The sequence below is a fragment of the Pseudomonas fjordensis genome (assembly GCF_976987115.1).
On the sequence record NZ_OZ336860.1, the window covers coordinates 3,842,316 to 3,855,365 of the forward strand.

Genomic DNA, 13,050 nt, shown 5'->3' on the forward strand with positions numbered 1-13,050 from the left:
TTTAACGCCAGCTCCAGGAAACGCCGGTGTAGATACCCCGCCCATCCGCAGGGGTAGAGCGCACCGCGTCCATGCCGTTGTCGTCGTAGCCCGGCGTGACGGTGTTGGCGTAACGGCGGTTGGTGAGGTTGCGCAGGTCGACCCAGGCTTGCCAATCCTGCTTGGGCGCGTCATAGCCGAACGTGGCGCCGAGGGTGGTGTAGGCCGCCGCGTAGTAGGAATTGGCGTAGTCCACCGCTACCCGTGATGCATGCTCGGTGTTGAGGCTGGTGTAGAAACCCGTCGGGTGGCTGTAGCGCAGTTGCGCCTGGTAGTAGTGCTTGGGAATGCCGGGCAAGGTGTTGTCGCCGAAGCGGTCGTCATCGCGGTAGTGGAAGTCGCTGAAGGTGTAGGCCTGGCGCAGGTCGAGCTTACCGCTGCGGCCGCCGTCCCACAGCGGGCTGAGCAGGCTCAGCTCCACACCCTGGTGCACGGTGGGGCTGGCGTTGGATTCGGCGATGATGGCGCTACTGTTGACGGTTTGGGCCTGGGTTTCCACGGAGAGCAATTCGTGACGCACTTCGGAGCGGTAGAGGGCCAGGTCCCACTGGCCGAGCCATGCTTCACCGCGCCCGCCGATTTCCAGAGTGGTGGCGGTCTGATTACGCAGCTTCACGCCTTCGCGCTGTAACCCCGTGGCTGCCCCACTGCCCTTGCCGAAATATTTGTTCGACCCCCAGATCATCGACCATGCGTGCGGTGGCTCTACCGAGCGGCTCAGGTTGCCGTAAATCTGCAGCTGCGGGGTGAAGTCGTAACGCAGGCCAATGCGCGGCGCGTAATCCCAATCATGCTGACTGATCGGCGCCTGGCCGTCGGGATACGTGACCTGGGTTTCGCGGCGCGTGTAGATGGCGGCGAGGCCGGTGGTCAGCCACAGATCCTCCACCAGTTCCAGCTCATTGCCTACATGCAGCACGGTATCGGAGCCCAGATAGCTGTAGTCGCGGGTCTTGGTGCCCGGGGCATAAATGGCGGTGTTGCCCGCAGGGATGCGGACGTATTCCGACGCGCCATTGTTCGGCATCGCCTGGGTGGTACGCAGGCCCACGGTGGTGGTGCTGGCATGGCCGAACAGGCTGTCCTGGCGGATGTAATTCAGGGTGCCGCTGATATCGGTGTAGGCGACCTTGAGGCGGTTGGTGCCTTCGCGCAGGTCCATGGGGTAATCGTGGTAGGCCAGTCCGACCTCGACCCGTGAATTATCGTCCAAGCGCAAGGTGGTTTTGTTGGCGATCCAGGTGGAGCCCGGTTGCAGGCGTTTTGAGTCGCGGGCGGCATTAAGGCTGTTGGCGGCACGCGGATCATGGCTGATCTGGTCACGCGTGAGCCTGCCGGGAGAATCGTTGGTGGTTTCGCGATAACGCAAGTAGAAGCGCGTTTCCAGGTCCGGGTTAAAGCGATAGCCAAAGTTGGCGGCGATGCCCTTGCCGGTACCAGCGCTCTGGTGCTGATAACCGTCGGACGCCGAATCGGTGAGGCTGATGTAATAGTCGGCGTCCCCCAGCACTTGCCCCGAACTGACTTCACGTTGAGCATAGCCGCGACTGCCGACCTCATAGCGCACTTGCAGCTTGGGCGCATCCAAGCCGGTGCGGGTGACGTAATTGACCGCACCGCCCAAAGCCAACGCGCCCTGATCGAACCCGTTGGCGCCACGCAGCACCTCTACCCGGCTTTGCCACAGCGGGTCCTTCAGCTCATAAGGCGTACCCCCTGGGCCGGTAAGCGGCAGGCCGTCGAACATTTCATACAGGCCGGAGGCATGGGCACCGGGGGCGCGGTTCAGGCCCGAGCCACGGATGGACACCTTCACCCCTTCGTTATTGGCCGCTTTGGCGTACACACCAGCCTGGTATTTGAAGACATCCTCGTTGCTGCTGACCCGTCCCTGCTGCACGCTGTCCATATCGATGTAATTAGTGCCACCGGGCACGCTTTTGAGCTGCGCCTGGGCGATTTCTGCGGCGCTGGCCTCGGCCGTGGTGACTTCAACCGGCGCCAATTGCAGGCCTTCGGCCTGTACCAGCGAGCTGAGGGTCAAGGCGGCAAAAATAAACGGGGGGTGGCGCAGCAGCATTGGGGGCAGGTCCTTGGAATCCGGGAACGTGCCGGGCCAAGCCCACCACGCGAACAGTGATGGGAAGGCAGGCACGCCCGTCGAGTCACTCCTTAATGACGGACAGGGGCGTATCAAAAACAGGGATGAATCAGTTTAGCCATCGGTAGTTGCCAATGCCCGCAGCAGATCATCTGCATCCGACCCCGGCGCAAAGCGAAAGCCATACATTTCGTCAGTGGCGAGAATCTCCCCCAAGGTGTCGCGCAATTGGGCCTCCGTGGGCGAGTCACGCAATAACTTATGCGCCGGCAGCAATAACTCGGCAGACACGCCCTGGGCCGTCGCGGCGTCGATCACCGCATAGAGGATAAACCGCAAGCGTATTTCGCGATCCGTGGGCCAAACCGTTTTTCGTTTACCCAAGGTAGGGCCTCGTGTTTAAGAAAAATCCGAGGCTATTGCCCGCAGGCAAGCGTTTCAAGCCGCGAAAGGCAAGATAGGCCGCTTCCTACAGCGGAAAGGGAAACACCGCACCGATTGGTCGATGCGATGGGCCTTATTGCACCGGCAGGAAATTCATCAGCAACAAGCTTTGTGCGTAATTGAGGCCGATACGTCGGTAACGCTCATCGAGGATTTGGGTAAGCAGGTCCAAACGCGCGACGATCTTGCCGAACTCAACGGCAAAACTGAGGTTACTGCCCTCCTCCGATATTTCATTGGAAAACAACAGCAACACGCCATTGGCATCCTGACGCTGGCTAAGCAACCAGGTGGCCTTTTCGATATTGCGCGCGGCATTGCTGACAAACTGCGGGTTGATCGAGTCGGTCACATAAAACTGCGTGCGCCCGCCGTGGGCGGTCACGAGCATGCTGCCAATCGCATAGATGAACGCGCCGACGCGGTCGCCGCGAAAGTCGGGGCTCAGGGAATAGCTCAGGGCAGCCAGGTCACGCCGGTCACCCAGTGCGGGCAAGGGTTGGCGATTTTCGATGGCCTGGCGGATTTGCCGGGCGGCAGTCACCGCATCCGGGTAGCCCGATTGACGCCACTGATTGGGGTTGCGCAGGTAGAGCTTGCTCATCAGCAAGTAGAGGCTTTGCAGGTTGTCACGCATGCCCAGGGTGGCCATGCGGTCGACGCTGGTCTGGAAGAACTCATCGGGCTTGCCATCGCTGAACTGCCTGGCGATATCGCGGCCCTGTTGTTGGCTGCAGCCTGTTGCGCAGAGCGCGAAAACCGCAACAAGCAGCAGCGGCCATCGGGAGGTGGAAACAGTTAACGTTCGATCCATCGGCACCGTGTCTGATCTGTGGGCCACGCGCAGGAGTCGGGTGGCTGGGACAGGGGTAGATCAGCAAAATGCAAAAAAGTGCAGCGGTGCGGGTCGGATCAGCATAGGACTACAGCAACGAGGTGAACGAGACCACGCTACCCGAGCCATCAAGCGCCCACTCTGTAGGAGCGAGCTTGCTCGCGAAAAACTCACAGGCGCCGCGTTCAATCAAGAAACACGCGTTATCGTTGACGTTTTTCGCGAGCAAGCTCGCTCCTACAACCGCATTACGGCACAGGGCCGGGCTCGTTTGCCTGAACGCCTTCAGGTGTCGGGATGTTCACTTGCTACGGAATCGGCCGCGTCTACATCCGACATGTCTTCCTCAAGCGGTGCCTCGTCGTCCGGCGGCAGCGGGACATTGTCCTCATCGCGCCGAGGGTCATGCCCTGTCTCGTTATCGGTGCCCCGGGTAACCGCTTGCTGGGAAATGTTGCCTGGGGCTTTTTCGTTGATTTCCATGCTGGCTCTCTCCGTTTATCGCTCGGGATATCCGTGCTTAAGATTGAGAGGTAGCAACGGATGAAGAGTGCCGGATGTTAGACGAATGGCGGTTCGTCTTTGAAAGGTATGAATGCGACAAACAGCATTTGTTTGATTATCAGCACACCCAACCCCCAGAAACGCAAAAGCCCCGCTTTCGCGAGGCTTTCGTGTAAATCTTGGCGGGAAACCAGGGATTCGAACCCTGGAGACGCTATTAACGTCCGCCGGTTTTCAAGACTGCCGAGTTAACTATAATAATCAACACCTTAGCTATTTATCTTTTCCGCAACTCAGAGTTTTTACCAAGCCTACAGCCCGCATGTATCAAGGGGCGTGCATTGGGTTGCGGAAATGATTTCCCCCTCCTCCGGCGTCCTGCCGAACGATCTCCCCACTCAATAATTTGCCTGCTACGCTGTTCGCTCCACGGAGGAACAACGATGCCGAACTCAGACCTAATCCCTTCCCTGCTTTCCAAACTCTACGAAAACCAACTTGCCCTCGAAGCGTCCATCCTGGAGCTGTCAAATTGGGTTGAGCAACGTGGCTCCGCCGAGGTGGCAGACAATGTGCGAGGCGCCCTTTTCACAATCGGCCACAATGAAGAATTCATCAAAATGTCTCTGGCTGTCCTTATGACGGAGGAATGAGCGCTACTTGCAGGCCACCGTCCAGAGTTGGTCCAGCTTAGTGGTATAGCTCTGGCTCATCATCTCTCGACGCATACCCCAGTCAGGGTTGGTAGGTACGCTGGCAGATCGAAGCGTTCCCCTTCCCCAGCGTTCATTGATCTGATCAAGAACCGTCATGACCTGGGTTGCCTCGGTCGGCTGCGATATTGCAAAAAGATCATCGGTGTATTCGCCTGGCTGGCACAGGTTGAGCAGCATTACCTCGGCCTTGCTGTATTTGAAACCCGGCCGGAAAATCCTGTCGAGCGCATCGACGGCGGCTTTCGTGAGCAGGCGCACGTCATCGGTGGGGTACGGCATATCGACCACCACGCCGTTGGCATACTTCGCCTCCTCGGGGTTGAACATGCCTGTGCGGATGCAGACGCGGACCTTTTTACAAAGTGAGTTTTGGGCGCGAAGCTTTTCTGAGGCGCGCATCATGTAGGTGGCCACCGCCTCCTTGATCGGCGGCAGATCGGTCAGCCGTTTGCCGAACATCCGGCTGCAGCATATTTCTTGCTTGGGCGGGTCGGGCTCGTCAAGTTCCAGACACGATGTGCCGGCCAGCTCCCGCGCCGTCTTTTCGATCACCACGCTGAATTTCTTACGGAGCGTCCGAGGATCTGCCCTGGCCAGGTCCATCGCTGACTTTATGCCCATGGCGTCGAGGTGGAGCTTCATTTTGCGGCCTACGCCCCACACTTCGCAGACGTCAGTATTACGCAGGACCCAATCGCGCTTGACCGGATCGGTGATGTTCACTACACCACCGGTTTGAGCTTGCAATCGCTTTGCCGTGTGGTTGGCCAGCTTGGCCAAGGTCTTGGTGCTCGCTATTCCAACTCCCACTGGAATGCCAGTGCAGCGCAGCACCCGCTCCCTGATTTGACGACCCAAAGCATCCAGCCCGGGAATACCCGATAGGTCAGCAAATGCCTCATCGATACTGTAAATTTCAACGGCAGGAACCATCGATTCGATCAGAGTCATCACTCGCTCGCTCATGTCGCCATAGAGCGCGTAGTTAGACGAGAAGGGAATGATGCCGTGTTGCTTCAGCTTGTGTTTGATTAGAAAATACGGCTCGCCCATCTTGATAAACGGCTTGGCGTCGTAGCTGCGGGCAATGACGCAGCCATCGTTTGATCTGAATGACACTAACAGTTAGCGGAAGATAACATATTGATTTATATTGAAAATACACCACTAACATTTTTTATGGTTTTGGCGATTCAGCGGGATCAAATAAGCCTTTTGATTCACACAGACGAAGGCAATTCGGCATAGATAGTTTGACGCTCGTGGCGTCCGTCCTGGAGGCGCACATCGAGAGTTATTCGTCGAAGTCAGGCCTCGATATCACGCATCAGAGTATCGATGACGTCAGGTTTGTCATGGACGCCGAACCGATCCACCAGCATGGAGGTCGCTTGGTTCATGCCAATGATGTCGACCGCGCACATACACGACGGAGTCTGAGCACCACCTTGTCGAGAGCCGCCACCGCCGCGATATCCCCGATGTATTCCTTGAATTCAAGTTTGGTATGCCTTGATACTTCTGAGGGGGCTGATATACGATGATTTCAGGAGATGGCATTCCTCCTTTAACCGCCTAGTGCTGATGATGCCTACGTGAACCCTGGACAGGGTGCGTAGGTGTATCCGCTCCCTGTCCCTGAGCTAGGACAGGATTATGATCCTACGACCCCAGTCGCCTCTCTTTTTTTGTGCTTACCTGTTACCTATTTGGCCTAGGTCTGACGAGGTGAGCCCACCATGCTGAAATCACTTTTGGTTATCGCCGTTGGCGCGTCACTCGGTGCCTGGTTGCGCTGGCTATTGGGTATGAAGCTAAACGCATTGTTCCCCACGATTCCCCCAGGCACTGTGATTGCAAACATGATCGGGGGCTACATCATCGGCTTAGCAATCGCGTTTTTGGCCGCATCCCCGACTCTGAGCCCTGAGTGGCGCCTGCTGATCATCACGGGTTTCTGTGGAGGGCTCACCACCTTTTCTACGTTTTCGGCAGAAACAGTTGCCCTGATCCAGGAAGGCAGATTGCTCTGGGCGTTCGGCTCAATTTCATTACACGTCGTGGGCTCGCTGACGATGACGGCTGCCGGGCTTCTGTCCTATCAAATTATCGGTACGCGCTGAGGAGATGAAAATGAAAGGTTTCCTGGTGATTTTCTTTACCCAACAGAACCGTCGTTATCAGGGCAAGATGCTCGGCGACTGGATCGTTGATTTGGCGAAAGAAATGGGACTACGTGGTGCGACCCTATCTACGGGTATCGAGGGTTTTGGGCATACCGGTCGGCTGCACTCCTCCCATTTTTTTGAACTGGCGGATCAGCCTACCGAGATTCGCATGGCTATCACCGAGGACGAATCTGAACGGTTGTTCGTACGATTGGAGCTTGAGGAAATCTCGGTGTTTTACATAAAGACTCCAATTGAAATGGGCTTCGTCGGCAAAAAAACCACCTAGTCCGGCATCCTTTTACCAAGCTAGGCTTCAAGAGATCTTCCTGTGCTTGTTGTTTCCGTAACATGATTTTACATTTTGAGCGGAGCTAGCTAAGATCGACGGATTGGAGATGGCATTCCTCCATTAACCAACCGCTGCGCCCGTAGCAGCTGATGATGCCTACAGAAACCTGATCAATCAGGTCTGTAGGCGTTCGCGCTCAGATTCCCTTTTTGGTCAGGCCCACTTACTTTTTTGTGGCTGGCCAAATGTCTAAATTTCGACGACCTGAACAACTCGACTTACTGCCCTATATAGCGAAATGGCTTGCGCTTGCTGGTCTTGTAGCTCTTTTGGCAGGCTCTGCTTCTGCGTTATTCCTCCTTTCTTTGGATCATGCCACCCAGTGGCGAGAAACCCATCCCTGGGTGATCTGGCTCCTGCCAGTGGCCGGCTTTGCTGTGGGACTTGCATATCACTTGATAGGCAAACCCGTTGATGCCGGAAACAACCTGATCATCGATGAGATCCATGATCCTAAGAAGATCGTGCCTTTGCGCATGGTACCGATGGTGCTGATCGGAACCGTGGTTTCCCACCTTTTTGGTGCATCTGTGGGACGTGAGGGGACGGCGGTGCAAATGGGCGGTGCCCTTGCCGATCAACTGACGCATGTCTTCCGTCTGCGCCGCGAAGACCGTCGGGTGATTCTCATGGCCGGTATTAGTGCTGGCTTTGCGTCCGTCTTCGGCACCCCTCTTGCCGGGGCTTTATTCGGACTTGAAGTATTGGCCATTGGACGTATGCGTTACGACGCGCTTTTCCCTTGCGTGGTTGCGGCAATCGTTGCTGACCAGGTGGGGCAAGCCTGGGGCGTGGTTCACACGCATTACGTCATTGGCGAAGTGGTTCCGGTGCAGCTGTGGAGTGTCATGGCTGTGGTGGTAGCTGGGATTGTCTTTGGCCTTACCGGCCTGCTATTCGCGACAGCGACCCACAAGCTCGGAGCCTTCGTTAAGCGGCTTATCACCTATTCACCATTAAGACCCTTTGCCGGCGGCCTGCTGATCGCAGTCGCAGTGTGGGCGCTCGGTAGTAACCATTACATCGACGTTGATAAGTACATCGGGCTAGGCATTCCGAGCATCGTCCAATCCTTTCAAATGCCAATGGCCCCTTGGGATTGGCTTGGAAAGATGGTGTTCACCGTTGTCTCCTTGGGCACTGGATTCAAAGGCGGTGAAGTGACACCGCTGTTTTACATCGGTGCCACCTTGGGGAATGCGCTGGCTCCCCTCTTGCACCTTCCCTTCGGCATGCTGGCTGGTATCGGCTTTGTCGCCGTCTTTGCCGGTGCAGCTAATACGCCACTGGCAACCATCGTTATGGCCATGGAGCTCTTCGGGCCCGAAATTGCTCCGCTTGCAGCCATTGCCTGTATCGCAAGTTACCTCGTATCCGGACACACCGGGATCTATCACGCCCAGCGCGTCGGCCACAGCAAGCATCACCGTCCTCTTCCGGAGGAAATCCGGCTCTCTGATTTCAAGCAATTTCATGCTCAAAGTGAATCCGCCAGCGAGCGGAAAGTGACTCTTGTGGGGGAAGAGAAATGATTGAACATCACCAAGATCGCCTGACAGCTTTGCAACTCTATTTTCCTGGCGCTAGCCGGGCTCGCGTGACCAGCTTCTGGCACCACCTAAGCGCACCTGCACTAGCCCAGCACCTCCTTAAAGTTGCTCAAAAAGCAAAAATTGAGCAGGTCATGCTCAAGACGATTTCTGCAGGTTATTTGCCAGGCCATCGCATCTCCCATCATCACCCGGAGCTTGGCGATATGCGTCATCCCCAGTGTCTGGAATTGCTAGATACAGAGGACAAGCTGCGCGCATTCCTGCGCGACCACGCTGACGAGTTACGCAAGGTGCGAGCAGTTCTTCTCTTATGTGAGTTACCGCTCACTAACGCGTCGTAATTCAGTTTGAAAACAGCTCGGAAATGAAGAAGTAAGGCCGACCGAAGCGTCGGTCACTCGCCACATTAGAGGATGTAGCTATGAACGGCTTTCAGCTGACGTTTTTCACCGAACAGAGTACCAACTACCAGCACCTTCCACTGGGAGAGTGGTTGGTCGAGTTCGCCAAGCGAGAGGGCGCGTTGGGTGCGACGTTGGTGAGCGGTACGGAGGGGCTAGATCATTTGGGGCATTTGCATACGGCGCATTCCCTCAGCGGTGCCGATCATCCCGTCACGGTGACTATATCCACTGATGAAATTGGGTGCGACAGGTTGCTGGAGGCATTGGCCAAGGAGTCGTTTTCACTGAGCTATATCAAATTGCCCATCGAATACGGTCGAGTGGGCCAGGCGAAAAACTAAAAAACGCACCTTGTTGGACAACCAATAAAAAGGATAACGCCATGTACCGAGTTTATAACCTACGTCCACAGCCAGCCCCTGCTAACTGGGCTCGTGACAACAAGACGCTTCTCGTAGGACTGGTTTTCTGGTCACTTTTTCTGGCCGGCATCGCAGGCAGTCAAAAGGTCTCGAGCGAGGGGTGGTACATCGTCACCTCGCTCGAAGGCGCATTGGTCACGATGCGTATGCCCAGTGAGAAGTCCTGCAAGGCCGACGTAGCCCAGACCTGCGTACCGGGCTACGAGCTGAGAGCACAGCAACATTGAGCGCGATGGCGGTTGGCAATCCAAAGATGAGATCGCGAAATGGAGCTCACCGACGTCGGCTCATCAAAATCATTTTAGAGAATTGGGAGACCACATGAGCGCAGTGACGCTGAGCATCGTATTCGGGCTTGTGATGGGCAGGTTTTTCACAGGATCTGTCTATGAGTTCGCCGCGCTTTTCATCGTAAGCGTTGGAGTGTCCTTGCTGACCTTTTATCTGCTAAATCAAAGGCGCGCCAGGCTACAAGCCCAAACGGCGTATTGCTGCTCTGTAATGGTTGCTTCAAACCAAATGATGGAGCTTTTCCAGATGGCAAAGGGAGGGCAGTTCATACCCTTGGTGGGAGAGATTCCTGAACTAATTATTGGAGGCTTCTTGGTTCCCGCAATTGCGGTGTCGGCAGTGCAGCTGTTCAGGATACTCATGGAGAGCTGACGTCCGACATAGAGGCCTCTCAACGGTTTCACATGGTTAATGACGTTCCCGAATCGTTACTTGGAGAAGATCTATGAAAACGCAAATTCAGGCCATTTATGCACGTGAAATTCTCGATTCACGCGGCAACCCTACCGTTGAAGTCGACGTCACCTTGGAGTGCGGCGCCAACCGTTCGCACACCACTTTGACTGTGATGAGGACAGCTCGAAATCTCCGCGACCATGGACTGACTTGGATGCGATCAGGAAGTCATTCGTCCTGCAGCCGGGAAATCTGTTGGTTTGGTCAGCGTAAAAATCGAATCACGTGTATCCGTTGGCAAAAAAGTCAGCGGCCTTAGCCTTTCATAGACGCTTGGAGATATGAGCATGAGCTACGCGGACATTCCAGCTGGTAACGCAATCCCCGATGACTTCTTCACCGTTATCGAGATTCCTGCAAACCACTCGCCGATTAAGTACGAGGTGGACAAGCCGAGCGGACAAATTTTTGTTGACCGCTTCCTCAGCACACCGATGTTCTATCCGGCCAACTACGGGTTTATCCCGAACACGCTGAGCGACGATGGCGATCCTCTCGACGTTCTGGTGATTTGCCCATATCCCGTCTCACCTGGTGTTGTAATCCGCAGTCGCCCGGTTGGTGTGATGTACATGACTGACGAAGCCGGAGCGGATGCCAAGGTGATCGCAGTGCCTCATGAAAAACTCAGCTCTATGTACAGCGACGTCAAGGAGTGCTCAGACCTCCCTGCGTTACTCCTCGCGCAGATCCAGCACTTCTTCGAAAACTATAAAACATTGGAGCCAGGCAAGTGGGTGAAGATGGGCCGCTGGGGGAGCTCAGATGAGGCGCGGGAAGAGATTCGCAAATCGGTAGCTGCATATATCCCCAAATAGCTCTTCCGCCAGTTGGAATTCAGCCGGGAGTCGAACTGAGGGGCGCGTGATTTGTAATTGGCCTCTCAGTCGCCCGGAACATTAAATATCGATGGAAACACGCGCATGGAAAAATGGGTGGCTTATGCCTTCATCTCAATGTTTTTTGCCGGGTTTACTTCTGTGATCGCCAAGATGGGACTCGCAGGCATTTCAGCTGAGCTTGGTCTAACAGTTCGAACCCTGTTCGTGTGTGCCTTTGTACTCGTATTCGCCGCCTGGGCTGTTCCGACACAGGAAGTGGCCAACATCACAAGCCGAAATCTGTATTGGCTAGGACTGTCTGGCGTCACCACTGCCTTGTCATGGATCTTCTACTACAAGGCACTGAAAGTCGGGGATGTCGCCACGGTGGCACTGATCGATAAAGGTAGCGTGGTCGTTGCCATGCTGCTCGCCGGCCTGGTGCTTCGAGAGATCATCACGTTGCGCATGATCGCCGGTGCGGGCTTGATCGTGGCAGGTTTGTTGGTCATAGCTAAAAAGCCCTGACTAGCCTGCAAGTCAATGTTCTGCTCGGAGCATAACTCTGTACCACGCGTTCCAGAGCCCTAGGGGATAGGTTGAGTCTTATCTTAGCCTAGGACAATAACTGTTACAGGCTATTTGCTCAGCCATATTGATAAACCTCGGATGTTAAAATAATCGCTTTAGATCAAAGCGCAAGGAAACTGATGACCCACAATAGAACTTCCGCAGAAACCCCTAGAGCGGCTGCAATCTTGGCTCGCTTCCTGTCATCGGAATCCGCTGGAGGTCTTGTGTTGATGGGGGCAGCTTTGGCTGCGCTGATTGTCGCTAATTCGCCTCTATCCCAAGGTTACTTCGCAGCCTTGCACAGTGTCTGGTTGGGCATGTCTGTCGAGCATTGGGTCAACGATGGCCTGATGGCCATCTTCTTTCTAATGGTCGGCCTGGAGATCAAACGAGAAGTGCTGGCAGGTGGGCTTTCCACCTGGGGCCAGCGTGCCTTGCCGGGATTTGGTGCTATAGGCGGCATGGTTGTGCCTGCGCTGATCTACATCGCAATAAACTGGGGTAATACTGAGACCTTGAAGGGCTGGGCCATCCCAGCCGCTACCGACATCGCATTCGCCCTGGGCGTCTTGTCGCTGCTGGGTAAGCGAGTCCCGACTTCGCTGAAGGTTTTTCTCGCTGCCTTGGCGATCATTGACGACCTGGGGGCTGTGGTCATCATCGCTTTTTTCTACACCACTGGTCTTTCCATGCCGATGTTGCTGGCATCGCTCGCAACTCTGGTCATTCTGATCGCAATGAATCGATTGGGCGTCAGACGATTGCTCCCATATTTGCTTGTCGGTGGTGTGCTGTGGTTCTTCGTGCTGCAATCTGGGGTGCATGCCACCCTTGCTGGTGTCGCTGTAGCGCTGTGCGTCCCAATGGGCAAGCCTGAAGAGGAAGCCCGGTCTCCACTGCTGTTCCTAGAAGAAAAGCTGCACATGTGGGTAGCGTTCGCTGTGGTGCCGATTTTTGGCTTCGCAAATGCTGGGGTTTCACTGGCAGGTATTTCCATGGAAAACCTGGTCGATCCAGTTCCGCTGGGTGTTGCGCTCGGCTTGTTGGTGGGCAAACAGATAGGCATTTTCCTATTGGCGGCCTTAGCCATTCGTCTGGGCTTGGCCAAGTTACCAGAAGGAAGCACCTGGACTCAGCTTTACGGCGTGGCGCTGTTGTGTGGCATTGGCTTCACCATGAGCCTATTCATTGGCAACCTGGCGTTTGCCGGATCAGCTCACTTGATTGATGAAGTCAAAGTTGGGGTCTTGATCGGTTCGATCCTGGCTGCGTTTGGCGGCATCATAGTTCTTAGCCGTAGCAGTGTTCTCGCAGGTGCCGCAATAGCCAAATAGCCTCGATTGGATTGACCACGGTATTTCTGAACAGGCA

At 55.5% G+C, this 13,050-nt stretch carries 16 protein-coding genes, 2 pseudogenes and 2 riboswitches; of the genes and pseudogenes, 12 read left to right on the top strand and 6 right to left on the bottom strand.

Annotated features, from left to right (window positions below; all coding sequences use genetic code 11):
* Position 1: 1 nt before the first annotated feature.
* The 4 genes from ACWHXD_RS17085 to ACWHXD_RS17100 form a co-directional block, all read right to left on the bottom strand.
* On the bottom strand, positions 2-2,119 hold the full coding sequence (locus ACWHXD_RS17085) for a TonB-dependent receptor family protein (protein WP_138761591.1): 2,118 nt from the start codon (positions 2,117-2,119) through the stop codon (positions 2-4).
* Between the two features lie 135 nt (positions 2,120-2,254).
* On the bottom strand, positions 2,255-2,524 hold the full coding sequence (locus ACWHXD_RS17090; RefSeq protein WP_032896723.1) for a hypothetical protein: 270 nt from the start codon (positions 2,522-2,524) through the stop codon (positions 2,255-2,257).
* 133 nt (positions 2,525-2,657) lie between these two features.
* Entirely contained in the window at positions 2,658-3,398 is a 741-nt protein-coding gene (locus ACWHXD_RS17095) for a hypothetical protein (protein ID WP_032896721.1), read from the bottom strand.
* A gap of 306 nt (positions 3,399-3,704) precedes the next feature.
* Positions 3,705-3,902, bottom strand: coding sequence for a hypothetical protein (locus ACWHXD_RS17100; RefSeq protein ID WP_032896718.1), 198 nt, complete (start codon positions 3,900-3,902; stop codon positions 3,705-3,707).
* Positions 3,903-4,366: 464 nt separating this feature from the next.
* On the opposite strand from ACWHXD_RS17100, the gene ACWHXD_RS17105 reads away from it, so the two are divergent.
* A complete protein-coding gene (locus ACWHXD_RS17105) occupies positions 4,367-4,576 on the top strand; it encodes a hypothetical protein (protein WP_034135893.1) in 210 nt (69 codons plus the stop codon).
* A gap of 3 nt (positions 4,577-4,579) precedes the next feature.
* On the opposite strand, the pseudogene ACWHXD_RS17110 reads toward ACWHXD_RS17105, so the two are convergent.
* Positions 4,580-5,749 (bottom strand): annotated as a pseudogene (locus ACWHXD_RS17110) (Y-family DNA polymerase); the annotation flags it as partial.
* Between the two features lie 197 nt (positions 5,750-5,946).
* Positions 5,947-6,116 (bottom strand): annotated as a pseudogene (locus ACWHXD_RS17115) (sodium-independent anion transporter); the annotation flags it as partial.
* 63 nt (positions 6,117-6,179) lie between these two features.
* Positions 6,180-6,240, top strand: a riboswitch (Fluoride riboswitch).
* Between the two features lie 138 nt (positions 6,241-6,378).
* On the opposite strand from ACWHXD_RS17115, the gene crcB reads away from it, so the two are divergent.
* The 11 genes from crcB (at position 6,379) to nhaA (ending at position 13,013) form a co-directional block, all read left to right on the top strand.
* Complete coding sequence (crcB, locus tag ACWHXD_RS17120) at positions 6,379-6,762, top strand: fluoride efflux transporter CrcB (protein ID WP_047338305.1); 384 nt, start codon at positions 6,379-6,381, stop codon at positions 6,760-6,762.
* 10 nt (positions 6,763-6,772) lie between these two features.
* Positions 6,773-7,096 carry a DUF190 domain-containing protein gene (locus ACWHXD_RS17125; RefSeq protein ID WP_047338306.1) on the top strand — a complete coding sequence of 108 codons (324 nt, stop codon included), beginning with the start codon at positions 6,773-6,775 and terminating at the stop codon, positions 7,094-7,096.
* A 96-nt stretch (positions 7,097-7,192) separates the two neighbouring features.
* A riboswitch (Fluoride riboswitch) is annotated at positions 7,193-7,265 on the top strand.
* Positions 7,266-7,344: 79 nt separating this feature from the next.
* Positions 7,345-8,691: a voltage-gated chloride channel family protein gene (locus tag ACWHXD_RS17130; protein WP_499084285.1), complete on the top strand. Its 1,347-nt coding sequence runs from the start codon at positions 7,345-7,347 to the stop codon at positions 8,689-8,691.
* Positions 8,688-9,053 carry a hypothetical protein gene (locus tag ACWHXD_RS17135; protein ID WP_080967020.1) on the top strand — a complete coding sequence of 122 codons (366 nt, stop codon included), beginning with the start codon at positions 8,688-8,690 and terminating at the stop codon, positions 9,051-9,053. Before ACWHXD_RS17130 ends, ACWHXD_RS17135 begins: the two co-directional genes overlap by 4 nt.
* A gap of 80 nt (positions 9,054-9,133) precedes the next feature.
* A complete protein-coding gene (locus tag ACWHXD_RS17140; RefSeq protein WP_047338308.1) occupies positions 9,134-9,457 on the top strand; it encodes a DUF190 domain-containing protein in 324 nt (107 codons plus the stop codon).
* A 41-nt stretch (positions 9,458-9,498) separates the two neighbouring features.
* Positions 9,499-9,765: a hypothetical protein gene (locus tag ACWHXD_RS17145; protein ID WP_047338309.1), complete on the top strand. Its 267-nt coding sequence runs from the start codon at positions 9,499-9,501 to the stop codon at positions 9,763-9,765.
* Positions 9,766-9,859: 94 nt separating this feature from the next.
* On the top strand, positions 9,860-10,201 hold the full coding sequence (locus tag ACWHXD_RS17150) for a hypothetical protein (protein ID WP_173857494.1): 342 nt from the start codon (positions 9,860-9,862) through the stop codon (positions 10,199-10,201).
* 73 nt (positions 10,202-10,274) lie between these two features.
* The gene (locus ACWHXD_RS17155; protein WP_499083557.1) at positions 10,275-10,544 is read left to right on the top strand and encodes a hypothetical protein; all 270 of its coding nucleotides are present in this window, start codon (positions 10,275-10,277) and stop codon (positions 10,542-10,544) included.
* Between the two features lie 28 nt (positions 10,545-10,572).
* Positions 10,573-11,103 (top strand): inorganic diphosphatase, encoded by a 531-nt coding sequence (ppa, locus tag ACWHXD_RS17160; protein WP_047338301.1) that lies wholly within the window; start codon positions 10,573-10,575, stop codon positions 11,101-11,103.
* A 105-nt stretch (positions 11,104-11,208) separates the two neighbouring features.
* Positions 11,209-11,634, top strand: coding sequence for an EamA family transporter (locus tag ACWHXD_RS17165; RefSeq protein WP_047338300.1), 426 nt, complete (start codon positions 11,209-11,211; stop codon positions 11,632-11,634).
* Between the two features lie 182 nt (positions 11,635-11,816).
* Positions 11,817-13,013: a Na+/H+ antiporter NhaA gene (gene nhaA, locus ACWHXD_RS17170; protein ID WP_087715968.1), complete on the top strand. Its 1,197-nt coding sequence runs from the start codon at positions 11,817-11,819 to the stop codon at positions 13,011-13,013.
* Positions 13,014-13,050: the final 37 nt, after the last annotated feature.